22 protein-coding genes are annotated in these 24,901 nt (G+C 64.2%); 13 read left to right on the top strand and 9 right to left on the bottom strand.

Annotated features, from left to right (window positions below):
• Nucleotides 1–33: 33 nt before the first annotated feature.
• Nucleotides 34–915 (top strand): DMT family transporter, encoded by an 882-nt coding sequence (locus tag CFP68_RS15770; protein WP_099827911.1) that lies wholly within the window; start codon nt 34–36, stop codon nt 913–915.
• Nucleotides 916–933: 18 nt separating this feature from the next.
• Here the strand turns inward: CFP68_RS15770 and CFP68_RS15765 are convergent, their stop codons facing one another.
• Entirely contained in the window at nt 934–1,626 is a 693-nt protein-coding gene (locus CFP68_RS15765; RefSeq protein ID WP_099827910.1) for a DnaA N-terminal domain-containing protein, read from the bottom strand.
• Nucleotides 1,627–2,031: 405 nt separating this feature from the next.
• Between CFP68_RS15765 and CFP68_RS15760 the strand changes: the two genes are divergently transcribed.
• The 4 genes from CFP68_RS15760 to CFP68_RS15745 all read left to right on the top strand — a co-directional run bounded on the left by CFP68_RS15760 (nt 2,032) and on the right by CFP68_RS15745 (nt 6,023).
• A complete protein-coding gene (locus CFP68_RS15760; protein WP_099827909.1) occupies nt 2,032–3,339 on the top strand; it encodes an AAA family ATPase in 1,308 nt (435 codons plus the stop codon).
• A 1-nt stretch (nt 3,340) separates the two neighbouring features.
• Nucleotides 3,341–4,402 (top strand): ParB/RepB/Spo0J family partition protein, encoded by a 1,062-nt coding sequence (locus CFP68_RS15755; protein ID WP_099827908.1) that lies wholly within the window; start codon nt 3,341–3,343, stop codon nt 4,400–4,402.
• A gap of 219 nt (nt 4,403–4,621) precedes the next feature.
• A complete protein-coding gene (gene tspO, locus CFP68_RS15750) occupies nt 4,622–5,092 on the top strand; it encodes a tryptophan-rich sensory protein TspO (RefSeq protein ID WP_420915828.1) in 471 nt (156 codons plus the stop codon).
• A 40-nt stretch (nt 5,093–5,132) separates the two neighbouring features.
• On the top strand, nt 5,133–6,023 hold the full coding sequence (locus CFP68_RS15745; RefSeq protein ID WP_099827906.1) for a polyprenyl synthetase family protein: 891 nt from the start codon (nt 5,133–5,135) through the stop codon (nt 6,021–6,023).
• Here the strand turns inward: CFP68_RS15745 and CFP68_RS15740 are convergent.
• Nucleotides 6,017–6,580, bottom strand: a complete 564-nt coding sequence (locus tag CFP68_RS15740) for a L,D-transpeptidase (RefSeq protein WP_099827905.1) — start codon at nt 6,578–6,580, stop codon at nt 6,017–6,019. The two genes, CFP68_RS15745 and CFP68_RS15740, sit on opposite strands and share 7 nt — an antisense overlap.
• A 198-nt stretch (nt 6,581–6,778) precedes the next feature.
• On the bottom strand, nt 6,779–8,308 hold the full coding sequence (locus tag CFP68_RS15735; RefSeq protein ID WP_158234188.1) for an FAD-dependent oxidoreductase: 1,530 nt from the start codon (nt 8,306–8,308) through the stop codon (nt 6,779–6,781).
• 311 nt (nt 8,309–8,619) lie between these two features.
• Between CFP68_RS15735 and chvE the strand changes: the two genes are divergently transcribed.
• The 8 genes from chvE (at nt 8,620) to CFP68_RS15695 (ending at nt 18,596) form a co-directional block, all read left to right on the top strand.
• On the top strand, nt 8,620–9,690 hold the full coding sequence (gene chvE / locus CFP68_RS15730) for a multiple monosaccharide ABC transporter substrate-binding protein (RefSeq protein ID WP_099827903.1): 1,071 nt from the start codon (nt 8,620–8,622) through the stop codon (nt 9,688–9,690).
• An 80-nt stretch (nt 9,691–9,770) separates the two neighbouring features.
• Nucleotides 9,771–11,324 carry a multiple monosaccharide ABC transporter ATP-binding protein gene (gene mmsA / locus CFP68_RS15725; protein ID WP_099827902.1) on the top strand — a complete coding sequence of 518 codons (1,554 nt, stop codon included), beginning with the start codon at nt 9,771–9,773 and terminating at the stop codon, nt 11,322–11,324.
• On the top strand, nt 11,321–12,550 hold the full coding sequence (mmsB, locus tag CFP68_RS15720; protein WP_099827901.1) for a multiple monosaccharide ABC transporter permease: 1,230 nt from the start codon (nt 11,321–11,323) through the stop codon (nt 12,548–12,550). Before mmsA ends, mmsB begins: the two co-directional genes overlap by 4 nt.
• Nucleotides 12,551–12,615: 65 nt before the next feature.
• Entirely contained in the window at nt 12,616–14,358 is a 1,743-nt protein-coding gene (gene araD, locus CFP68_RS15715; RefSeq protein WP_099827900.1) for an L-arabinonate dehydratase, read from the top strand.
• Complete coding sequence (locus CFP68_RS15710; RefSeq protein ID WP_099827899.1) at nt 14,358–15,269, top strand: Gfo/Idh/MocA family protein; 912 nt, start codon at nt 14,358–14,360, stop codon at nt 15,267–15,269. The genes araD and CFP68_RS15710 overlap by 1 nt, the downstream gene beginning before the upstream one ends.
• Before the next feature lie 79 nt (nt 15,270–15,348).
• Entirely contained in the window at nt 15,349–16,542 is a 1,194-nt protein-coding gene (locus CFP68_RS15705; protein WP_099827898.1) for an NAD(P)/FAD-dependent oxidoreductase, read from the top strand.
• A gap of 20 nt (nt 16,543–16,562) precedes the next feature.
• Nucleotides 16,563–17,396, top strand: a complete 834-nt coding sequence (locus CFP68_RS15700; RefSeq protein ID WP_099827897.1) for an NAD-dependent epimerase/dehydratase family protein — start codon at nt 16,563–16,565, stop codon at nt 17,394–17,396.
• Nucleotides 17,397–17,537: 141 nt separating this feature from the next.
• On the top strand, nt 17,538–18,596 hold the full coding sequence (locus CFP68_RS15695) for an aldo/keto reductase (RefSeq protein ID WP_099827896.1): 1,059 nt from the start codon (nt 17,538–17,540) through the stop codon (nt 18,594–18,596).
• An 80-nt stretch (nt 18,597–18,676) separates the two neighbouring features.
• Here the strand turns inward: CFP68_RS15695 and CFP68_RS15690 are convergent, their stop codons facing one another.
• The 6 genes from CFP68_RS15690 to CFP68_RS15665 all read right to left on the bottom strand — a co-directional run bounded on the left by CFP68_RS15690 (nt 18,677) and on the right by CFP68_RS15665 (nt 24,861).
• Nucleotides 18,677–19,285, bottom strand: a complete 609-nt coding sequence (locus CFP68_RS15690) for a dihydroxyacetone kinase subunit L (protein ID WP_099827895.1) — start codon at nt 19,283–19,285, stop codon at nt 18,677–18,679.
• The gene (locus CFP68_RS15685) at nt 19,282–20,283 is read right to left on the bottom strand and encodes a dihydroxyacetone kinase subunit DhaK (RefSeq protein WP_099827894.1); all 1,002 of its coding nucleotides are present in this window, start codon (nt 20,281–20,283) and stop codon (nt 19,282–19,284) included. Before CFP68_RS15685 ends, CFP68_RS15690 begins: the two co-directional genes overlap by 4 nt.
• A gap of 16 nt (nt 20,284–20,299) precedes the next feature.
• Nucleotides 20,300–21,301: an ABC transporter permease gene (locus CFP68_RS15680; RefSeq protein WP_099827893.1), complete on the bottom strand. Its 1,002-nt coding sequence runs from the start codon at nt 21,299–21,301 to the stop codon at nt 20,300–20,302.
• An 11-nt stretch (nt 21,302–21,312) separates the two neighbouring features.
• Nucleotides 21,313–22,302: an ABC transporter permease gene (locus tag CFP68_RS15675; RefSeq protein ID WP_099827892.1), complete on the bottom strand. Its 990-nt coding sequence runs from the start codon at nt 22,300–22,302 to the stop codon at nt 21,313–21,315.
• Nucleotides 22,299–23,792 (bottom strand): sugar ABC transporter ATP-binding protein, encoded by a 1,494-nt coding sequence (locus CFP68_RS15670; protein WP_206601925.1) that lies wholly within the window; start codon nt 23,790–23,792, stop codon nt 22,299–22,301. Before CFP68_RS15670 ends, CFP68_RS15675 begins: the two co-directional genes overlap by 4 nt.
• 82 nt (nt 23,793–23,874) lie before the next feature.
• Nucleotides 23,875–24,861 (bottom strand): autoinducer 2 ABC transporter substrate-binding protein, encoded by a 987-nt coding sequence (locus CFP68_RS15665; protein WP_099827891.1) that lies wholly within the window; start codon nt 24,859–24,861, stop codon nt 23,875–23,877.
• Between the last annotated feature and the right edge of the window lie 40 nt (nt 24,862–24,901).

Genomic DNA, 24,901 nt, shown 5'->3' with positions numbered 1-24,901 from the left:
CCGCGACAACCGGCGGCCCTTGTCGTGTCCGCCATGACCCGGTCGCCGTCCTTCGGGCTGTTCCTTGCGACGGCGGCGGCGCTGTTGCTGTCGCCCGACACCTTGATGATGCGGCTGTCGGGGCTTGATGGATTTGCCATGATGGCTTGGCGCGGCGGGCTGAGCGCGCCGGTCCTGTTGTCCGTCTGGTTCATCACCAGCGGCCACCGGCGGCGCGATCTGGGGTTCCTGTTCAGTGGCGCGGGACTGGCCGTGGCCGCCTGCCAATTCGTCAACGCCGCGGTGTTCAGCCTGTCGATCTCGGTCGCGCCCGTGTCTGTGGTTCTGTTCGGCGTCGCCACGGTGCCCGTCTGTGCCGCGGTGTTCGCGCGCATCCTGCTGGGCGAAACCGCGGGCGCGGCCACCTGGATCACGATTGCCGCGGTTCTGAGCGGTATCGCCATCGCGGTGTTCGGCGATGGCGGCGGCGCGGTCGGCTTCGATGTCGCGACGTTCCTTGGCGCGCTTGGCGGCCTGGTTGTGGCCGGCGCGCTGGCGCTGACCTTCGTGCTGCTGCGCGCCCACGGGCATCTGCCGATCCTGCTGACCCTTGGCACCGGCGCGGCGCTGAGCGGGGCAAGCGGGCTTATCCTGGCGGGCGCTAATGGTGTGACGGACGGCAACCTGATCCCCATCGCCATTGCGGGTCTCGGGATCCTGCCTGCATCGTTCTTCATGCTGTCGCTGGCGTCGCGGTTCACCGATGCGGCGAATGTCAGCCTGTTGTTGCTTCTGGAAACCGCCCTCGGGCCGCTTCTGGTCTGGGCCGGCACGGGTGAGGCCGTTGGTGGACCGGCCTTCCTTGGCGGCAGCGTCGTGATCGCAAGTCTGGCGATCTATCTGATGCATGCGCGCCGCGTCACGCGGCGCGGCTGAGCGGTTCCCTGCGCGAACTCATGCCGCCCCGGCCCGGATGGTGACGGTCTGGCCCGGTCCGAACACGGCGGCCACCGCGACGCGCAGGGTCTTGTCCAGATGCGTCTCGATATACTGGCCCACGAAGCCGCTTCTGACGCCCAGCTGCACCGTGCCGTCATCGTCGCTGATGCAATCGAGCTTGGAAAACCACGCCGAGTAGCCGGCCGGGTCGAGATCACGCAAGACCTTCTGGACCTCACCCCATCTGCCCTGTGCCGCCGGCACCGCCACTTCGGCGGGCGATGCGGCCCCGTCCGGCACCACGGCCACCGCTTCCGGCGCCGAAAGCTGCCGCATCCGTTCGGTAAAATCCGCGCCGACCGTGGTCCAGACCGGCTCGGACAATCGACAGATTTCCGCGATGTTCAGGCGATAGGCGGCCACCCTGCCCCGCACGCCTGGTCGCGTGCACAACAGGATCCGTCCCGTCAGCAGCCGCTTGACCTCGCGTTTTGCCGTGCGCTCGTCGACGGCCCAAAGGCGCGCCATCTCGGCCTGGCCCATGGAAAGCTCATCACGGCTCCAGTTATACCGTGCCGTTACGATCGCCGCGAGGCGCAGCATCGAGGCGCGCTGACCCTGGCTGCCGTGCAACCCTGCCACCGTCATGGCAGTCAATATGTCGTATTTGACGGATCCCGCCTTGGGGCCCGTGATCCTGCCATGCATCGTCATATCTTCGCCTGTCCTGCCGGTGCGCGTTTTCGTGCTTTGCCGGATCTCGGTCCGATTCTGCTTGGGACCATCTAGCCTGAAAATCCCGACATCTGTCAAGCGTGGCGGAAAAACAGGATTTCCCCCTTCTCTGAATTTCTGAAAGAGAATCCGGTGAAGAATGGTGAAGGGGGACAGCCATGTGACACCAAATCGGCGGGTTCGTGTCACCAAAATGCATTCCGCGCGCAACGCCCTGTCACCCCATCGCCGGGCCTTTCAACGCGGATCGCCGAGTTACCCGAGGTTTTTCCCGTTATCGCCCCGCTTCGGGCAAGCGACGGGACGAAATATTCCATTTTGCAAATATCCGCTTTTCGCGTTATCCGTTTTGGCAGCAGAAAAAACAAGAGAGCAGAGATGCGGGATCATACAGACCTTCAACAGATGAACGAACGCAGCCTGGTCCAGCAGACCGCGGTGCGGCGCGCGACCTTTTCGCCGGGCGAGGTCAAGACGCTGCGCCCGTTCTCGATCTGGGAGATCAGTCAGTTCATGTTCGACGTACCGGCCGACACATTGCGCAAGAAACTGGCCGACGATCCGTCCCTGCCCCAAGGCGTCACGGAAGAAGATGGCCGGCAACGCTGGTTCACCCTGGAGGAGATCAACGAATTGCGCCGCCGCGTCCGGTTTCGGGGCAAATCCCTGATGGCGAAACGACCCAAGGGGCGGGCGATGCGGATTGCCGTCTCGAATTTCAAGGGTGGCGTCGGCAAGACCGTGGTCGCCCAGCACCTGGCGAACGCCGCGGCCTTGGATGGATACCGCGTGCTCTGCGTCGATTTCGACCCTCAGGCCACGCTGACCCATTCCATGGGCATCACCGAGGTGCGTGAATGGAACACCGTCTGGGGCATCATGTGCCGGGATCTCTGTCGCGAGGCCGACCGCATCGCCGAAAGTTTCGACGACCCCGACGACTGCCCCTACCCCGCCAGTGACGAACTGCCTGACGATGTGCAATCGATCGGCGCCCAGCGTGTTCAGGATTTCATTCAGCACACATGCTGGCCCACAATCGACATCATCCCGTCCTGTGCCAATGCCGCCTTCGTCGAATTTGCCAGCGCGCAATATCGCTCGCTGCACAAGGCGTGGAGCTTTTTCGGCTGCGTGGCGCGCTATCTCGATGAACTGCCCGACGACCAATACGATCTGATCATCTTCGACTGTCCGCCGGCCATCGGCTATCAATCCCTGAACGCGGCGTTTGCGGCCGACATCCTCTATATTCCCTCGGGACCCGGATACTGGGAGTACGACAGCACGACCAGCTATCTGGGTCAGCTGGGCGATGCCATGGCGGATATTTCAGACGGCTTTGCGGATCTGGCGGCGGACGCCGGCATCTCGCTGCCGAAGCGGTTCTTCGATATTCGGGTGCTGATGACCCGCTTCGAGGCGACAAACCCCCTTCACGTTGCGATGATGGATGCCTTCCGCAACGTCTTTGGTGATGACGTCTGTCAGAACCCCATCGAGATGACCCGTGCGGTGGAGCAATCGGGACGGTTCCAGATGTCGGTTTATGAACAGGATTACCGCCAGATGACGCGTGAGACGTGGAAGCGCGCGCGCCAGAGCTTCGATCGTGCCTATGGCGAGTTCCGCGATACCGTGTTGGCCGCGTGGTCGGCCAATGTCGAAAAGAAAGGGGAGCATTGAGATGTCGAGCAAGAACAAATTCGGCTTCACCGACCTGGGGCCCGCCGCCGACAATCCGCGCCGCGAACGGTCGGTGGGGCCGATGGGTGCGGCAGTGCGCGACACCGCCGTGAACCTGAAGGAAACGACCGAGGCAAAGGTCGTGCAGCGGCGCCAGAACGCCGAGGACGCCAAGGCCTTCCGCGAGGCGCAGGCCGAAGGCCGCGTTCTGACCGCGCTGCCTCTGTCGCAGATCGCAACGGATGAATTGCCGCGCGACCGGATGGATTTGGACGCCGTCGCCGGATCCGACGAGATGGAAGAGTTGAAGGCCTCGATCCGCGAGCGTGGCCAGAAGGAGCCGATCGAGGTTTACGTCGGGGCCGACGGGCAATACCAGCTGAAGAAGGGATGGCGACGGTTGACGGCGCTGTCGCAACTGTTTGCCGAAACCGGCTCCGATGACTTCGCGCGGGTCGTTGCGCGGATCGAAACGGGGCAGGGCGACCGCCTGGACCGCTATATCGACATGGTCGAGGAAAACGTCGTGCGCGAGGATCTGTCCTTCGCCGAGATGGCGCAGGTGGCGATCACGGCGGCGTCCGACGAGGGCGTTGGTCATGGTGACGCCGATGCGCTTGTCGGGCGGCTTTATGCCTCGCTGCACAAGATGAAGCGGTCCTACATCCGCAGCTTTGTCTACCTGTTGACCGAGCTCGGTTCGGATTTGCGTTGGCCCAAGGACATATCGCGCAACCTTGGTGTCGATGTGGCGCGCCTGTTGAAGTCGGGGCAGGGCGACGTCGACAAGTTGCGCCGTGACCTGGCCACCGTGACGGGCCGCGAAGATCAGGCGCGGGCGCTGGCCGCATTCGTGAAGTCCGCAGCAGCGCCAACAGCCCGCCGCGCCGCCGATGCGCCGCGCGAGAAGTTCGAGTTTCACCACGGTGACCTGAAGGTCACGGCGCGGCGGGGCGAGTGCAGAATCGTCAGCCCCATGGATTTCACCAAGGTGCCGCGCCCGGTTCTGGATCGCGCGATACGGGCGTTCGAGGCCGAACTGGGGCGCATGAAGCCCGAGTAACCCGCGGGTTACTCAGCTGGTTCGGTCGGTGGTAACCCGCGGGTTACGATCGGCGGGTATTTTCTAAGCCATTGATAACACGATGTAATGTCTAGCACCGCGACCGTGTAGCCTGATATCGCTCCGATCATCGACAGCTCCGCTGGTCCATGGGCGGTATCTTGTCATGCGGTCATTGGAAACGCCGCCCGGTGGCGTTATCTGTTGGGTATGGATTGGATGTTGTTTCTCGTATTCATGGCCACCTGCGCCGCGGCAGCGGCGACCGGTGTGCTGATTCGGCCCGGCGAATGGTATCGCGATTTGGCCAAGCCAGGCTGGACGCCTCCCAACCGTGCGTTTCCGGTGATCTGGACGGTGCTCTACATCCTGATCGCGATTGCCGCCGCACGGGTGGCCGACAACGCGGGCAATACAATGGCCCTCGCACTGTGGGCGTTGCAGATCACCCTCAACGCCGTGTGGACGCCCGTGTTTTTCGGCCTCAGGATGATGCGGGCGGGGCTGGTCGTGATCGCCGCCTTGTGGCTGGCGGTCGCACTTACCATGGTCGCGTTCTTTCAGGTCGACATGATCGCGGGCGCGCTTTTCCTGCCTTATCTGTTGTGGGTGACGGTGGCGGGCGCGCTCAACTTCTCGGTCTGGCGGTTGAACCCTCAGGCGAGTGCCGGCCAACGGAGCGACGCGTGATGACCTGTGTCGCCGTGGGGCTGGATCGCAGGAATGCGGCATGAAGCCCTTTGAGGCACGCATCGAGCGTGCCATGGCGAACGCACTCCATATGGCCGGTGCCGATCTATGCCCTTCGCGTCTTGCGGCTGCCGTCGAATATGCGGTTTTGCCGGGGGGCGCGCGGATCCGGCCGACCCTGTGCCTGTCTGTGGCGGCCGCTTGTGGTGATCCGCGCTCCGATCTGGCGGATGCCGCCGCGGTCTCGCTTGAGCTGGTTCATTCCGCAAGCCTGGTTCACGACGACCTGCCGTGCTTTGACGATGCGGACATCCGGCGCGGCAAACCCACGGTGCATCGCGCGTTCTCGCAGCAAGTGGCCGTGTTGGCGGGTGACAGCCTGATCGTTCTTGCCTTCGACGTTCTGGCGCGCGCGGCGGTGAACGATTCGGCCACCGGCATCGCGATGATCCGGGCCCTGACGCAAGGCACCGGGATGCATGGCGGGATCTGTGCGGGGCAGGGGTGGGAGAGCGAACCCGACATCGATCTGTCGGCCTATCATCGGGCCAAGACCGGCGCGCTGTTCGTGGCGGCGACGGCGATGGGTGCGCTGGCTGCCGGCCAGGCGCCGCGCCCTTGGGAGGACGTGGGCGCGAAACTGGGCGAGGCGTTCCAGATCGCCGATGACATGAGCGATGTGACAGGCGATGCCGCGGCGCTTGGCAAGCCCACGGATCAGGACGGCCGACACCATCGCCCGAACGCGGTGTCCCGGCTTGGCGTTCATGGCGCGCGCCAACGCTTCGACGACCTGATCGACAGTGCCATCGCGGCAATCCCGCCCTGCGGCGGCCAGCGCGAGTTTGCGGACATGGTGCGCGGGTATGCGCAACGCCTGGGCGTGCCCGGCCACCGTGCTGACAACGGCGTCCGGGCGCCGGGTCAGTAGACCTTGACCGGCGCGCCCAGCTTGACCCGGTCATAAAGCCCGATCACGTGCTCGTTCTTCAGCCGGATACAGCCCGACGACACGGCGGTGCCGATGGTCCAGGGCTGTGGCGTGCCGTGGATCCGGTAATAGGTGTCGCGATTGCCGCGATACAGATACAGCGCCCGTGCCCCCAGGGGGTTGTCGGGGCCGCCGGGCACGCCGCCGGCGTATTTGGCGTATTTCTCGGGCTCACGGCGGATCATGTTCTGGGTCGGCGTCCAGCTGGGCCATTCTTCCTTGCGCCGGATCGTTGCGCCGCCCTTCAGGTTGCGTCCCGCATCGCCGACGGCGACATGGTATTCGATCGCCACGCCGGGTTCGGTGACGAAGTACAGCACGAAGTATTCGGGAAACACATGGATGCTTCCCGGGGCCACGTCATCGCGGATCCGCTTGACGACGGGATCGAAGCTTTCGGGCGTGGTGTGGGGGGCGCCGACATGGGCCGAAACGCCGAGGGGGGTCAGAACCGCAAGCGATGCTCCGGTCTGGATGAAATGACGACGTGTAAGCATGGCAGTCCTTCAACGGTCGTGTAAATGGTCAGACATCACATGCCACCAAGGGCATATGTGTTCAACGCCCGAACGCCGCAATGTATCCCACATGAAGCGCCGCGGCCACGTTCACAAAAACGTCAGATGCAAGGGCCGAACGGCCGCGCGACGGTTTCGGCGCCAAAGCCGATGCAATCGTCGGGGGCGACAAGCGGTCTAGATCGGCCCCTTGCCGGCCATCTTGCGTTCGGCCAATGTCACATCGTCATCGAATCCCAGCGCCAGGATCGCGTGGGTCAGGCCATCGGCGATGTAATCGACCCGGAACGTCTTGCCCTCGGGAGTGCCGCTGATCCTGTCCCACGTGCCGGCATGGCCGGTATAAGTATAGGATCCCGGTGCCTGTTGCCTGGTCCAGAAGAACGGCGTGCTGTCATAGCTTTGGTTCCGGCCCAGCATGTTGCGCGCCGCCAGCTCTCCGGTTTCCTGGGCAAACCGCCAATGTTCGATTCGCATCTTGCCCCAGGGTGTTGGCACACGGGCGATGTCGCCCGCGAGGAAAACGTCATCGAACCCTGGCACCGACAGATCCGCGTTCACTTCTATGCTGCCGTCGTCGGCCCGTTTGAAAGGCAGGAACTCGGTGCGCGGCTTTGCTCCGATCGCGATCAGCACCAAGTCGGTTTCGACGTGGTCCCCGGAGCCGAGGCAGACACGGCTGACGCGACTGTCGCCGGCAATGTTGTCGACCTTGGCCGAGGTCACGAACCGGACACCGGCATCGCGATGTTCCTGCATGATGCGTTGGCCTGCCTCGGCCCCGAACACCGCTTTCAAAGGAACGTCGCCGTTCATGATCACGGTCACCTCGACGCCGTCCCGTCCGCTGAGCCCCGCGGCAACCTCGAGCCCGATGAAGCCGCCGCCGATGATGGCCACGCGACAGGGCCTCTTGCCGGGCCAATGGGCCAGATCGTCGCGGATCCTGTCGGCATCGGCCACCGTGCGCAGCGTGTGGACACCCTTCAGGTGTGCGCGATCCGGGTCCAACCTGCGCGGCGCGCTGCCCGTCGCGATCAGCAGCCGATCATAGTCGATGCGTTCGGAAGAATGGCGCAGAACCACCTCGCGCGTGTCGGTGTCGACCTCGGCGACGCTGGCGTGGCGCAGTTCGATGTCCAGTTCGGCGCGGTCCGCGTCGCGGCGCACCAAGGGGACGTCGGGTGTTCCGTCGCCCGCCAGATACCCTTTCGACAGTTCGACCCGGTCCAGCGGGCCGTGCGGCTCATCGCTCAGCACGACGATGTCGCCCCCGAACCCCTCGCGGCGCAGTGTCTCGGCGGCGCGCCAACCGGCCGCGCCGGCGCCGATGATGACGAACCGGCGGCTATCGTCACCGCCGCGCGCCATGGCGGGCAGGGGGTGCGCGACGCTGTCGGACGGAACGGTCACGAAAACATCGTCACCGTCGATGCGGACGTCATAGCGCGCCAGGTTTTCACAGGCGGGCGGCGCCAGCACTTCGCCCGAGTCGATTGCGAACGAAGCCCGGTGCGCCGCGCACACGATGCGGTCCCCGCTCACCACGCCTTTTGACAGGGGAACACCGCGATGCGGGCATTTGGCGGCCAGGGCATGAACAGTGTCGCCTCGCCGGATCAACAGAACGGGCGTGCCGTCCAGATCGACCTCGGTCGGCTGGTTTTCCGCCAGATCGCTCAGTCGGGTGGCTGCGTGCTCTGCCATCGGGAAGCTCCTGCTTTCGGGCATCTGGTGACGCAGCGGTCGGGATTGTCCGATGAAACGCCACATTGGCCGAACGTGCAATTGGCCGACATGGTTCCCCGCACAGCGCGGCAGCGATGCGCAGAAGGGTTTGGATCCCGCCCCGACATATCAGAATGGATATGATCGCGACGCACCTCTTTCATTGACGCCGAAGGATGCTGTCTGCATCACTTGATCATCGGTGGCTTGGAAAGATCGCCGGACCAACAAAACCGGCTGCCGCAAGGTGGCGCTTATCGGCCGTCGCTGCGACGGCACAGGGAGGATACATGACACGTCTCAAAACGGCCTTGGCCGCCGCGGTCCTCGTGACCGGATCGCTGATCACCGCGCCCGTTCTGGCACAGGACAAGGGCACAATCGGCATCGCCATGCCGACGAAATCGTCGGCCCGCTGGATCACCGATGGCGAATCGATGGTGAAGCAGTTCGAAGAGGCGGGATACGCCACCGATCTGCAGTATGCCGAAGACGACATCCCCAACCAGCTTGCCCAGATCGAGAACATGATCACGAAAGAGGTCGACGCCCTTGTGATCGCCTCCATCGACGGCACCACACTGTCGAACGCCCTGGCGAACGCCGCCGCGCTGGATATTCCGGTGATCGCCTATGACCGTCTGATCCGCGAGTCCGGCGACGTCAGCTATTATGCGACCTTCGACAACTTCAAGGTCGGCGTGCAGCAGGCGACATCGCTGGTCGACGGACTGAAACAGCGGTTTCCCGATGTATCGCCGTGGAACGTAGAACTGTTCGGCGGATCGCCCGACGACAACAACGCCTATTTCTTCTATGACGGTGCCATGTCGGTGCTGCAGCCGCTGATCGACGACGGATCGATCAATATCGTGTCGGGCCAGACCGGCATGGACACGGTCGGCACCCTGCGCTGGGACGGGGCGGTGGCGCAGGCCCGCATGGATAACCTCCTGTCCGCCAACTATACCGACAAGACCGTGCATGGCGTGCTGTCGCCCTATGACGGGTTGTCGATCGGCATCCTGTCGTCGCTGAAGGGTGTCGGATACGGATCGGGCGACCAGAAGATGCCGATCGTCACCGGTCAGGACGCCGAGGTTCAATCGGTCAAGTCGATCCTGAACGACGAACAGTATTCGACCATCTTCAAGGACACCCGCGAACTGGCCCGCGTGACCGTCGGCATGGTTCAGGCCCTGCTGGAAGGCGGCGAGCCCGAAATCAACGACACCGAGACCTATGACAACGGCGTCCTGGTCGTGCCGTCCTACCTGCTCGAGCCGCTGCCGGTGGACAAGTCGAACTGGGAAGAACGCCTGATCGACACCGGGTATTACACCAAGGACCAGATCGAGTAATCGCGGTCGCCGCTGCCGGCCCCGTCGCGGGCCGGACGCACCCTGACCCGATTCCACCGTCCATCCGTGCCGAGGCCCCCATGTCCGCCCTTCTCGAAATGCAGTCGATCACAAAGACCTTTCCCGGGGTCAAGGCGCTGGATCGCGTCAACCTGACCGTCCGCGAAGGCGAGATCCATGCGCTTGTCGGTGAAAACGGTGCCGGCAAATCCACGCTGATGAAGGTGCTGTCGGGCGTCTATCCCCACGGCAGCTATGACGGCAAGATCATCTATGATGGCGAGGAGGCGCGGTTCGGTTCGATCAACGATTCCGAAAAGCGCGGCATCATCATCATTCACCAGGAACTGGCGCTGGTGCCATTGCTGTCGATCGCCGAGAACCTGTTCCTGGGCAATGAATGTGCCAACAGGGGCGTCATCTCGTGGCCCGAAACCTATCGGCGCACCGAAGAATTGCTGAAGAAGGTCGGGTTGCGCGAAAGCCCGACAACGCTGGTCGACAGGCTGGGCGTGGGCAAGCAGCAGCTGGTCGAAATCGCCAAGGCGCTGTCCAAGGACGTGCGCCTGCTGATCCTGGACGAACCCACCGCCGCCTTGCAGGAAAACGACAGCGCCAAGTTGCTGGACCTTCTGGAAGAGCTGCGCCGGCAGGGGATCACGTCGATCCTGATCTCGCACAAGCTGAACGAGGTGTCGCGCGTTGCCGACACCATCACCGTGATCCGCGACGGCGGCGCGATTTCGACGCTGGATGCGAAGGCGGGCGAGATCAGCGAAGACCGCATCATCCGCGACATGGTGGGCCGCGACATGTCGCACCGCTATCCCGACCGACAGCGCAACCCCGGCGATCTGCTGTTCGAGGTCAGGGACTGGAACGTCACCCATCCCGAACACGCCGACCGGCAGGTCATCAAGGGCGCGTCGTTCACCGTGAAGAAGGGCGAGATTGTCGGCATCGCGGGGCTGATGGGATCGGGGCGCACCGAACTGGCGATGTCGCTGTTCGGGCGCAGTTACGGGCGCAACATCACCGGCACCGCCATGCTGCACGGCAAACCGGTGGACCTGTCCACGGTGGACCGTGCGATTGCCGCGGGCCTTGCCTATGTCACGGAAGACCGCAAGTCGCTGGGCCTGGTGCTGGACGATCCGATCTCGCGCAACATCACGCTGGCCAATCTGGCCGGTGTGTCGCGCAACGGCGTGCTGAGCGAGGGGCGGGAACAGCAGACAGCGGAAAAATACCGCAAGGCGATGAACATCCGCACCCCCGGCGTGCATCAGAAGGTGGTGAACCTGTCGGGCGGCAACCAGCAGAAGGTCGTGCTGGGCAAGTGGCTGTTCACCGATCCCCAGGTCCTGATCCTCGATGAACCGACACGCGGCATCGACGTCGGCGCCAAGTTCGAAATCTACAACATCATGAACGATCTGGCCGCCGAAGGGCGCGGCGTCGTCATGATCTCGTCCGAGATGCCCGAGCTTCTGGGCATGTGCGACCGCATCTATGTCATGAACGAAGGCCGACTGGTGGGTGAGCTGAGCGCGGCCGAGGCCAGCCAGGAACGCATCATGTCGTTCATCGTCAACACGAAGAAACCCGCCATGGACAAGGAACCGGCGATATGAGCGACACCGCCGAAACCCGCGCCGACGACGCCCCGTCGATCAAGGACTACCTGGGCGAACATATCCGCGACTACGGGATGCTGATCGCGCTGGTGGTGATCATGGTGTTCTTCCAGTTCACCACCGACGGCACGCTGCTGCGCCCGGTCAACATCACCAACCTGTTCCTGCAGAACAGTTACATCATCATCATGGCGCTGGGGATGCTGCTGGTCATCGTCGCCGGGCATATCGATCTGTCGGTCGGCTCGGTCGTCGGGTTCATCGGTGCGCTGGCGGCGGTGATGATCGTGCAATGGGGCTGGTCGATGTGGTTGGCCGTCCCGGCCTGCCTGGCGATCGGGGCGGGGATCGGCGCGGCCCAGGGATACTGGATCGCCTACTGGCGGATTCCGTCGTTCATCGTCACGCTGGCGGGGATGCTGGTGTTTCGCGGTGCGTCGCTGTGGCTGCTGGAAGGGCAATCGGTCGGCCCGTTCCCGTCCGAATTCCAGAAGCTCTCGACCGGCTTCATTCCCGATCTGGTGCCGTTCCTCGGCGATCTGGTGGCGAACATCACGGGTGCCAAGCGGGTGAACGGGTTCGCCGTGCTGTGCGGGATCCTGATCGCCGGCGGCATCGTCTGGCTGGGTATCCGCGCCCGCCAGCGTGACGCCCGGTTCGGAATGACCAGCGAACCGATGCCGTTCTTCGTGATCCGCACCGCGCTGGTCGCCGGGGCGATCGTGTTCATCTCCTACAAGTTGTCGACGTTCAGGGGCTTGCCCAACGTGCTGATCACCATGGGTTTGCTGACGGTCGTCTATGCCTTCCTGACCGAACGCACGACCACCGGGCGCCGCGTCTATGCCCTGGGCGGCAACGAAAAGGCCGCCAAGCTGTCGGGCATCAAGACCGAGCGCCTGACCTTCCTGACCTTCGTGAACATGGGCCTGCTGGCCGGTCTGGCCGGTCTGATCTTTGCCGCGCGTCTGAACACCGCGACCCCCAAGGCCGGCGTCGCGTTCGAGTTGGACGTGATCGCGGCCGTGTTCATCGGGGGTGCGTCGATGTCCGGCGGCGTGGGCAAGATCGTGGGCGCCGTGGTGGGTGCCTTCATCATGGGCGTGATGAACAACGGCATGTCGATCATGGGCATCGGCATCGACTATCAACAGGTGATCAAGGGGCTGGTGCTGCTCGCCGCCGTGATCTTCGACGTCTACAACAAATCCAAACAGGGGTGATCCGACCCTTGGGCAACCGAAACAGGGCCGATCGAGGCCCGGACAAAACCAAGCAAGGCTGATACATGACGTTCAAACCCGCACAATGGCCCCGCAAGCTGCGCTCGCAGGAATGGTTCTCGGGCACCACCAAGGATGCGATCTATCACCGCAGCTGGATGAAGAACCAGGGCTTCCCGTCCGACCTGTTCGACGGCCGCCCGATCATCGGCATCTGCAACACGTGGTCGGAACTGACCCCGTGCAACGCGCACCTGCGCGACCTGGCCGAACGGGTAAAGAACGGCGTCTGGGAGGCAGGCGGCTTTCCGGTCGAATTCCCGGTGTTCTCGCCGTCTGAATCCACCCTGCGCCCCACGGCGATGATGTTCCGCAACCTGTGCTCGATGGACGTGGAAGAGGCGGTCCGCGGCAAATGCATCGACGGTGTCGTCCTGTTGGCCGGCTGCGACAAGACCACGCCGGCGCTTCTGATGGGTGCGGCGTCGGTCGACCTGCCGGCCATCGTGGTATCCGGCGGCCCCATGCTGAACGGGTATTTCCAGGGTGAACGGGTCGGGTCGGGCACGCACCTGTGGAAGTTCTCCGAAGCGGTGAAGGCGGGCGAGATGACGGCCGAGGAATTCGTCGAGGCGGAATCGTCCATGTCCCGCTCGGCGGGCTCGTGCAACACCATGGGCACTGCCAGCACGATGGCATCCATGGCCGAGGCGTTGGGCATGGCGCTGTCCGGCAACGCGGCGATCCCGGCGGTGGATTCGCGCCGCCGGATGATGGCGCAGCTGACCGGGCGGCGCATCGTGCAGATGGTCAAGGACGATCTGAAACCGTCCGACATCATGACCAAGGACGCGTTCGAAAACGCCATCCGCACCAACGGCGCCATCGGCGGGTCGACAAATGCCGTGGTTCACCTGCTGGCAATCGCGGGTCGCGTCGGCGTCGATCTGACGCTGGACGATTGGGACCGCTGCGGGCAGGGCGTGCCGACCATCGTCAACCTCATGCCATCGGGCAAATACCTGATGGAGGAGTTCTTCTATGCGGGCGGTCTGCCCGTGGTCATCAGGCACCTCGGCGAATCCGGCCTGCTGCACAAGGACGCGCTGACCGTATCGGGCGGCCCGATCTGGGACGAGGTGAAGGATGCGAAGAACTGGAACGACGACGTGATCCTGCCGGTGGAAAAGGCGTTGACCCAATCGGGCGGCATCGCCGTGTTGCGCGGCAACCTTGCACCGGGCGGCGCGGTCCTGAAACCGTCGGCGGCGACCGAAAGCCTGCTGAGTCACAAGGGCAGGGCGGTCGTGTTCGAGGATATCGACGACTACAAGGCTCGCATCGAAGACCCCGATCTGGATATCGACGAGACCTGCATCATGGTGCTGAAGAACTGTGGCCCGCGTGGCTATCCCGGCATGGCCGAGGTGGGCAACATGGGTCTGCCGCCGAAGATCCTGAAGAAGGGGATCACCGACATGATCCGCATTTCCGACGCGAGGATGAGCGGAACCGCCTATGGCACCGTGGTTTTGCACACCTCGCCCGAGGCGGCACGCGGCGGCCCGCTGGCCGTCGTCCGGAACGGGGACATGATCGAATTGGACGTGCCCAACCGGCGGCTGCATCTGGACATTTCCGACGATGAACTGGCCGACCGACTGGCGGCGTGGCAATCGCCGATCCAGACGCCGGTGGGCGGTTATGCGCAGCTGTATCATGAACGGGTCACAGGGGCCGATACGGGGGCGGATTTCGATTTCCTGGTCGGCTGTCGCGGCAACGCGGTGGCACGGGAATCGCACTGATGGCCACGAAGATCGCACTGGTCGGCATTGGCAAGATCGCCGTGGACCAACACGTTCCGGCGCTCAAGGCCAGTGCCGACTGGGATCTGGCCGCCACGGTCAGTCGGTCGGGACGGGTGGACGGGATCGAGGCATTCACCGACATGGCCGCAATGCTTGAGGCGCGACCGGACATCCCGGTCGTGTCGCTGGCCCTGCCACCGGCGCCGCGGTTCGCCTATGCCGAAGCCTGCCTGAAGGCGGGCCGTCACGTGATGCTGGAAAAACCGCCGGGCATGACCTTGGCGGAAATCCACATGCTGGAGGTCATGGCGGCCGAGCGGAACCTGTCACTCTATGCCACATGGCACAGCCGGATGGCGACCGGCGTTCAGCCCGCCCGCGACTGGCTGGCCGACAAGGTGATCCGCCGCGTGCACATCACCTGGCGCGAGGACGTGCGCAAATGGCATCCCGGTCAGGACTGGGTGTTCGAGCCGGGCGGCATGGGGGTGTTCGATCCCGGCATCAACGCCCTGTCGATCCTGACCGAAATCCTGCCCGCACCAGTGCGGGTGATCAAGGCGCGTCTGGAAACGCCCGAAAACCGGCAGACGCCGATCGGCGCGCAGATCACGTTCAGCGACAACGTCACCATGGATCTGGATTGGCGCCAGGAAGGGCCGCAAACCTGGACCATCGAGGCGGAAACCGATGGCGGCACCCTGACCCTGACCGATGGCGGCGCGAACATGAGCATCGACGGACAAGCCCAGGTCACGGATGGCGACCGCGAATATCCGCGACTTTATGCCCGGATGGCGGATCTGGTGAAGACCGGCGCGCGGGACATGGATCTGACGCCGATGATCCATGTGTCCGACGCGATGATGCTGGGCGAACGGGTGGTGGTGGAACCGTTCCACTTCTGAGCATGCGCCGGGGGCTGGCATCCGGCCTTGCCCCCGGTTAGCGTGATGGCGCACCGGTTCGCAGACGAGGGAGGCCGCGGTGGGCACGCCGAAACACGACAGTTATGACGTGGTCATCGTCGGTGGCGCGATGATCGGATCCTCGGTCGCATGGTGGCTGGGGCGCGACGCGGATTTCGACGGTCGCGTGCTGGTGATCGAACGCGACCCGACCTATGAATGTGCCTCGACCTCGCACACCAACAGCTGCATCCGCCAACAGTTCAGCACTGCCATCAACATCCGCATGTCACAGTTCGCGGCCGACTTCCTGCGCAACTTCGGCGACTGGATGGGCGAGCCCGAACCGGCACGCCTGAAATTGCAGAGCTTCGGCTATCTCTACCTTGCCGGAAGCGAAGCCGGGGCAGCGGCCCTGAAGGCGGCGCAGGCCGTGCAGGCGGCCAACGGCGCCGCCACCCGGCACATGACGCCGGATCAGATCGCCGACGCCTATCCGTTCTATCACCTCGACGATATCGTCGCCGCCAACCACAACACGGTGGACGAGGGGTATTTCGACGGCGCGTCGATGTTCGACGCCTTCCGCCGCAAGGCCCGCGCCTTCGGCGTCGAATACGTGACGGACGAGGTCGTTTCGATGATCCGCAACGGCGACCGGATCGAAAGCGTTACGTTGGCGTCGGGGCGGGTGATCGGCTGTGGCACGCTGGTCAATGCCACCGGGCCGCGGGCCGCAAGGACCGCCGCCATGGCCGGCATCCGCCTGCCGGTCGAGCCGCGCAAACGGTTCACCTTCCTCTTTTCCGCCCGGACGCCGTTGCCCTGTGACCTGCCGTTGACCATCGACCCCTCGGGGGTCCACGTCCGCACGGACGGAGTGCATTACATGGCCGGATGCGCCCCCGACGACGACAGCGCCGTGGCGTTCGACGATTTCCAGATGGACCACGAAATCTGGGAAGATCGGGTATGGCCGACGCTGGCGCACCGGATTCCGGCGTTCGAGGCGATCCGCCTGCACCAAAGCTGGGCCGGACATTACGCAATGAACACGCTGGACCGCAACGCCGTGATCGGCCCCCATACCGAGATCGGCAATTTCATCTTTGCCAACGGGTTTTCCGGCCATGGGTTGCAACAGGCTCCCGCGGTGGGGCGCGGCGTGGCGGAATGGATCGTCCATGGCGCTTACCGCACGCTGGACCTGGCACCGTTCGGCTACGCCCGCATCGCCGACAACGAACCGATCATCGAGCAAGCTGTCATCTGATCCCATCGAAAGGCCCTGAAATGAAAAAGATCGTGCTGACCGGCGCTGCCGGGCGCCTTGGTTCATACCTGCGCGAACCGCTGTCGAAGATGTGCGATACGCTGCTGTCCACCGACATCACCGATGTCGGGCAGACCTATGACGGCGAAACCTTCGTGAAGGCGGACCTGGCAAGCATGGACCAGATCGCGCCGCTTCTGGAAGGCGCCGACATGGTGGTGCATTTCGGTGCCATCGTCGATGAAGCCCCGTTCGAGGACCTGCTGGGCCCGAATTTCGTTGGCTCCTACAACATCTGGGAGGCGGCCAGCAAACACGGTGTGCGGCGGGTGGTCTATGCCAGCTCGATCCATGCGGTCGGGATGTATCCCAAGACCGAACGCATCGGCATCGACGTGCCCCACCGTCCCGACACCTTCTATGGCCTGGCCAAGTGCTTTACCGAGGATCTGGGGCGGATGTACTGGGAAAAGCGGGGGGTGGAATCGGTGCACCTGCGAATCCTGTCGGCCGCCCAGGTCAACAACCCCCGCGCGTTGGGATCGTGGTTGTCCTATGACGACCTGATCCACCTTGTTCAGCGGGCCATCGACACGCCGGTCACCGGGTTCTCGATCGTTTACGGCGTGTCGAACAACGACCGCGTGCCGGTCGACAACACCGCCGCCGCCTTCCTGGGATACCGGCCCAAGGACAATGCCGAGGTCTATGCCGAACAGGTCCTGGCCGACGCCGAACCGCAGGATCCCCGCGATCCGGGGAACATGTGCCAGGGCGGACCATTCGCCGCCGTCGATCTGGGGCGCAGCGGTCTGGCGCAGATGAACGTGGTGGATGATCGTAAGAAGACCTGAGCGGCGCGATCGCTGCGCCGTTCGGGATTCGAGTATTTGGAGCAAGAAAAAACCCGGCGAGGTCCGTCATGGCAGCCGCCGGGTTGACGTTTTCAGGGCGCGGCGGAACAGTCGGGCCGATCAAGTTGGGGGAGAACCGAGATGGAATATCGCACGCTGGGACGGTCGGGGCTGAAGGTTTCGGCCCTGACGATGGGCACTTTCACATTCGGCGGCAAAGGCGATTTCGCCATGGCCGGCGAACAGGGCGTGCCCGAGGCGCGGCGCCTGGTCGATCTGTGCATCGATCACGGCGTGAACCTGTTCGATACCGCCAACATGTATTCCGACGGGCGGTCGGAAGAAATCCTGGGCGAGGTTCTGGAGGGGCGGCGCGACAAGGTTCTGATCAACTCGAAGGCGCGGATGCCGACGCCGGGGGGCGGGCCAAACGACGAGGGCACGTCGCGCTATCACCTGATCCGTGAATGCGAGAAGAGCCTGAAGCGGCTGCGCACCGATCATATCGACGTCTATTTCATGCATGAATGGGATGGGATCACCCCGGTCGAGGAGACGATGGCGGCGCTGGATACCTTGGTCCAGCATGGCAAGGTGCGGTATGTCGGCTGTTCCAACTACTCTGGCTGGCAGGTGTCGAAATCGCTCATGGCGTCCGAGCGCAACGGCCACGCCCGGTTCGTGACGCAGCAGATCCATTATACCCTGGAAGCCCGCGAAGCCGAGTACGAGTTGCTGCCGCTGTCGGTGGATCAGGGGTTGGGCGTGATGATCTGGTCACCCATGGCGGCGGGCCTGCTGTCGGGCAAGCACCGGCGCGATCAGGCGGCGCCCGAAGCCTCGCGCCAGTTCAATGGCTGGAGTGAGCCGCCGATCCGCGACGAGGAGAAGCTGTGGAACATCGTCGACGTCCTGGTCGAGATCGGCGAGGAGCATGGCGTGTCGGCCGCGCAGGTCAATCTGGCCTGGTTGCTGACCCGACCTGCGGTGGCGACGCTGGTGATCGGCGGTCGGAAGGAGCAGCAGTTCCTGGACAACTTCAAGGCCCTCGACGTCAAGCTGAGCGAGGACCAGTTGAAGCGCCTGCACGAGGTCAGCCAACTGCCGTTCATCTATCCCTATTGGCACCAGCGCAACTTCGCGACGAACCGCTTTTCCGAGGCGGATTGGGCATTACACCGGGAATACCTGGACGGCTGAGGCGGGGGCACTGCCGATGCGACCTGCGCAAGTGGCCCGTCGGGCGAAGATCCTTCGCCCGACGGCGCCCATGGGGCCTGTTAGTCGCGGTTGGCCAGCGCCTTGATGATGCGCGTCATGGCCAGCATGCCGGGATCGTCCATTCCCTTGCTTTTCTCGGCAAAGATCCGGGCGCGGCCAATGGTGGCGGGTTTGTCGCGCATCCGGTCCATCGCGTCCTCGGCGGCCTTGACCGCGCTGTCGGCCAAGGCGTCGGGATCGCTTTCGCCCTGGGTCGCTTGCGCGACGGCGTCCAGGCTGTCCAGAACAGTCTTGCCGCCCAGATCGGCCTTGCCCCGGGCCATCATGGCATCGCGTGCAAGGCCGGTCAGGCGCGAGGTTTCGGCGGGATCGACCTCGGTCCGGCCCTTCACGTCTTTCGCGATCGCCATCAACCCCGTCGCCATCAGCGTGCCATAGGACGAGCCCGAGGATTTGGTGAACGCCTGCGCGCAGGCCAGCAGCGCCGCGCCCAGATCTTCGGGCAGATCCGCCGCCTTGTCCGAAATGGCGCGCATGCCCCGGGTCATGGTGACGCCCAGATCGCCGTCGCCCAGGGCGCCGTCGGCACGGTTCAACTCTTCGAAGTCGCGTTCCATTGCCGATGTCAGGCGGTCGATCGCCGCCACCATTGCCGCGCGATCGATCATCCGACCCTCCAGAATGCACAGTCGCAGGGCGCGGTCAGCATCTGTTCCATGTCCCCCTCAAGCTTGCACAGGGTGAACGACACGCCGGCCATTTCCATCGACGTGGCATAACGCCCGACCAGCGGCATGACGATGGTGGCGCCGGCATCCTCGAGCCGCTGTTTCACCGTGCGATAGAGGATATAGAGTTCTTCCAGCGGCGTCGCCCCCAGCGAGTTCACCATGACCGACACCCGGTCGCCCGAGGCCAGCGGCATGTCGTCCAAGAGGCGATCCATCATTTCCTCGGCGATGGCGTCTGCTGGGCGCAGCTTGTCGCGCCAGACGCCGGGTTCGCCGTGGATGCCCATGCCCATCTCCATCTCGTCATCGCCGATGTCGAACGTGGGCTTGCCCGCCTGCGGCACCGTGCAGGACGACAGCGCGGCCCCGACCGAGCGGCAATTGTCGGCGGTCTGTTGGGCGATCTTCGTGACCGCGTCCAGATCGCGGCCCGCTTCGGCGGCGGCGCCGGCGATCTTGAAGGCATAGACCATGCCCGCGACGCCACGCCGCTTTTCCTTTTCCGCCGGCGGGGCCGAGGCCACGTCGTCGCTCAGCAGGACGGTGGTGCAGGTGATATCCTCGAAATCGACCAGATCGCCGGCCATGTCGAAGTTCATCACGTCGCCGCCGTAGTTGCCGTAAAGCCGCAGCACGCCGGCGCCCCGGTCGGCCACGCGGATTGCATCGGCCATCTGTTCGGCCGAGGGCGAGGCGAAGACGTCGCCGATGGCGGCCGCATCCAGCAGGCCGGTGCCGACATAGCCACAGAACACCGGCAGGTGGCCCGATCCGCCACCGGTGACAATGCCGACCTTGCCTTCGGCAGGCAGGGTCGCGCGGGCAAGAACCCGGCCGTCGTCGCCGTGCAGCCGGTAATGTTCGGGGTGCGCCGCAACCATGCCGGCCAGGGTTTCATCGACGTAATCGACAGGGTCGTTCAGGATCTTCTTCATCTTCGATCTCCGGAATTCAGGTTGTTCGTTCGCGCCGCAACAGGGCGGCGGCGCGGGGGCTGTTGACCAGCATGACAAAGATCAGCAGCACACCCCAGATCAGTTCGCGGGCAAAGTTCGACACCTGCAGCATGTTCAGCCCGCTGGACAGGAATTGCATCGACAGCACGGCCAGCACGACGCCGATCACCTTGCCATAACCGCCATAGGGATTCACCCCGCCCAGCACCGCGATCAGGATCGACAGCAGCAAATAGGACGACCCGTAATCCGCCTTGGCCGAGTTTGCGCGGCTCATCACCAGCATCCCCGCCACGGCCGAAAGGGCGCCCGACAGCATGTAGACCCGCAGTAACAATCCGTTCACGTTGATCGCCGCGAATCGGGCGGCGCGGGGGTTGGCGCCGAACATGATCAGTTTCAGACCGAACGCCGTGCGGCTGACGATGAAGGCGACGATGGCCGCCAGCAGGGCGAACAGGATCAGCGGCACGGGCACGCCAAGGACCAGCCCGTTGCCAAGCCAAGCCGCGGCGGCCGGAAACCCCATGACCGCGCTGCCGCCGGTCAGCGCGACCGCGATGCCGGTAAAGATCAACCCCGAACCGAGGGTCGCCAGGATCGGCGGCATTCCGACAAAGGCGACCAGCGCACCGTTGAACAGCCCGCAGACCGCGCCGATGGACAGCGCGACCACCATGGACAGGATCAGCCACATCACCGCGCCCGCGCCGACCGCGGTTTCCCCGGCGATGCTGGCCAGGATCATCGCGGCGACCACCGCCGACAGGTTCGACACCCCCACCACCGACAGGTCGATGCCGCCGGTCAGCATGGTGACCGTGACGGCCAGCGCGAGGATCGCGAACTCGGGGAACTGGAACGCCATCGATGTCAGGTTCTGCACCGAAAGGAACCGGTCCGGCGACAGGACAGCCATGAAGACAAAGACCAGAACGGCGATCAGGGCAAGGCGTGCCTCGGGAGAGGACAGGCGCGAGGATATGGTGCGGCTCATGGTCGTCTTCCTCATGCTGCGCGGGCTTCGGCGCGTTTCGCCTGCCAAGCGGGCAGGCCGGTGCCGACAAGGATCAGGATGCCGATGGTGATCGACTGGAACGTCGACGGGATGCCCAGGACGATCAGGCTGTTCTGCACCAGAACGATCAGCGCGACGCCCAGCAAGGTGCCCGTCAGCGTGCCGTATCCGCCCGCAAGGCGCGCACCGCCCAGAACCACGGCGGCAATCACCGACAACTCAAGCCCGACCAGATCAAAGGGGTTCGCGAGGCGCGACATCGACGCATGGATGATCCCGGCGAGGCCGGCCAGGGCGCCGACATAGACATAGACGAAGAATTGCACCCGCGTGACGTGGATGCCGATGCGCCGCGCGCTTTCGTCCGATCCGCCGATGGCAAAGATCGACCGGCCCAGCATCGTCTTGTGCAGGATGAACCAGGTCAGCACGACGACGATCACCAGCGCGGCAAAGGCCCAGGGCAGCGAATAGAACGACCCGTCGGCGTTGGTGCCGCGCACCATCATCATGCGGGAAAATCCGCGCATGTCGGGGGGCAGCGCCGAGATCATCTTGGAGCCGACAAAGGTCAGAAGGAAGCCGCGGAACACCGACAGCGTGCCGAGGGTCACGATCAGGGTCGGCAGGCGGAACACCGCGATCAGCACCCCGTTGATGCATCCCAGAAGCGCGCCCAGCACCATGGCAATGGCAAAGATCACATACCACGGCAGGCCCGGCGCGTATTCCAGCAGGAACACCGTGGTCGTGTACATGGCAAAGGCGGCGATCGCGGTGAACGACACGTCGATGCCCCCCGACACCAGGACAAGCATCGCGCCGACCGAAAAGATGCCGAGGATGATGCCGTTGCGCAGCAGGTCAGTCAGGGTCGGAATCGACAGGAACCGAGGGTCGGACAGGGCGGCAAAGGCGCAGAACGCCAGGATCACCAGCGCAACCAGCACTTCGTTGCGGGCAAGGTTGATGTTCTTCATGACGCAAGCCTGTGGCCGAGATCGGTTTCGTCGGTGTCGGTGCCGATGATCTCATCGGTGATGCGCCCGCCCTTCATCACCAGCAGGCGATGACAGGTGGCCAGCAGTTCGGGCAGGTCGTCGGAAATCACGATGACGCCCAGCCCTTCATGGGCCAGTGCCTGGATGATGTCGTGGATCTCGGATTTCGACCCCACGTCAACACCCACGGATGGCCCGTTCAGGATCAGAACCTTCGGGCCGCGCGCCAGCCAGCGGGCCAGAACCACCCGTTGCTGGTTGCCCCCTGACAGCGAGCGCACCGGCGCTTCGGGGTCGGAATGTTTCACCGACAGTTTCTTAAGCCAGTCGCGCGCCTCGCCCCAAAGCCCCGCAAGATCCAGCATCGCGCCCCGGTCATAGGCGTCGAGCCGACCGACGGCGACGTTGCGCTGAATGCTCTGGTCCAGGAACAGGCCTTCGGTCAGGCGGTCTTCCGGAACGTATCCGATGCCGGCGGCGGCCGCCTTCAACGGATCGCCCAGGGGGATCGGCGCGCCGTTCAGGGTGATCGTGCCGGTGTCGGGCGCGACGAGGCCGAACAGCGCCTTGGCCAATTCGGTACGCCCGCTGCCAAGCAGTCCGGAGACGCCCAGCACCTCGCCCGCGCGCAGATCGAACCCGATATCGTGGAACACGCCGTCCTTCGACAGGCCCGCGACCTTCATCAACACGGGGGCGTCGGCAGCCAGCGGATCGGGCGGGGTTTCGGCCACGTCACGCCCGGTCATCGCCCGGGTCAGCGATGCGGAATCGAACTCGGTCGCGGGGCCTTCGGCGACCTTTTCGCCGTTCCTCAGCACAACGACCTTTTCACAGACCTCAAGCACCTCGGCGAGCTTGTGGGATACGAACAGCACCGCGACACCATCGGCCTTCAGCCGCCGGATGATCCCCAACAGGGTCTTGACCTCGCGTTCGGTCAGGGCGGTCGTCGGTTCGTCCATGATGATCAGGCGCGCATCCATGGCAAGCGCGCGGCAGATCGCGGTCAGTTGCTTGTGCACCACCGGCAGGCTCTCGACCCGCGCATCCAGTGAAATGTCGACCCCGACCCGCTTCAGCGTTTCGGCGGCAATCCGGCGGGCCTCGGCCTTGCGATACAAGGCACCCTGAGCGGACAACTGGGTGGAAAAGGCGATGTTTTCCGCCACCGACAGGTTCGGAAACAGCGAGAAATCCTGGAATATCACCATGACGCCCGCGTCCGCCGATGCGCGCGGCGACAGCGCGCCCTGGGCAACACCCGAAAACCGAATGTCACCGGCATTGCGCGGCTCGACCCCGGCGAGGATCTTGATCAGGGTCGATTTGCCACTGCCGTTTTCACCGGCCAGGCACACCGCTTCGCCGGCGCGGATCGTGAAATCGACATTCGAAAGTGCAACGATGCCGGAATATTTCTTTGTCACGCCGGTCATCTCGACCAGCGGCGGATCGGTGTCGGACAACGGACAACCTTTCGACGGAAACGGCGGAATGGCGAAGAAGGGAAGGGGGCCGCCATCCGGCAGCCCCCAACGGCGTCATTCCTCAGAACGGATAGTCGGCCATGTTGTCGGCATCGACGTTGACCCATGCCTGACCATAGATGACCTTGCCGTCCAGCTTGATCGCCTCATAGCCTTCCAGGCCCAGATCCATCCCATCGGTGACCTCTTCACCGTCCATGATCATCTGCGCGACCTTGTTCATCGCGTATCCGGCAATCGACGGATCCCAGAAGCCGATGCCGTCGACGGCGCCGGTTTCCAGATACTGCTGCGCGATCGACGGCAGCGAGGTGCCGAAGACGCAGGTATCATCCTCCAGCCCGCGTTCCTCGATCGCCAGGCCGATGCCCGCCACGTCGGTCGAGGCGGACCCCTGCATGCCCTTCACATTCGGGAAGGCGCGCAGCACCTCCTGGGCCTTGGCATAGGCCTGTTGTTGATCGTCGAAGGTTTCGTTGCGATCGCCGACCTGGGTCATGTTCGGATAGTTGGCTTTCTGGTGCGCGATGGCGCCGTCGATCCACTGTGTATGGGTCTGCGACGTCAGCGAGCCGACGAAGACCGCGTATTCGCCTTCACCGCCCATGCAGGTGGCCAGTTGTTCCATCAGGTTGGCGCCGAAATCCTCGTTCTTGAAGGCTTCGATATCGTACTGGGTGTTCTCCTGGCTGGCGGCCTCGTGGGTGACCACGACGATGCCCGCGTCCATGGCGCGTTTCAGCACCGGTTCCAGCGCTTCGGGCGACATCGGCACCACGGCCAAGGCATCGACACCCTGGGCGATCATGTCTTCGATCAGCGCGGCCTGCTGCTGCGGATCGGCCTGGGCCGGGCCGACCTGAAAGGCGTTGGTGCCTGTATCCTCGGCGTATTTGTCGACGCCCTGTTCCATGCGGTCGAACCATTGAATCCCGGCGATCTTGACGACGGTGGCGATGGATGTCTCCTCCTGCGCCGTGGCGGCCAGCGGCGCCGCCAGCGTGGTCGCACCCAGGATTGCGGCAAGAAGTTTGGTTTTGTTGGTCATGGTCGTCCTCCCTTGATGGCGCGTTTTGTTTTCGCGCCGG

This window comes from Oceaniglobus indicus (genome assembly GCF_002751875.1).
Classification (GTDB): Bacteria; Pseudomonadota; Alphaproteobacteria; order Rhodobacterales; family Rhodobacteraceae; genus Oceaniglobus; species Oceaniglobus indicus.
The sequence above is the reverse complement of the archived record's forward strand: the minus strand, read 5'-3'. Positions and strand labels throughout refer to the sequence as shown.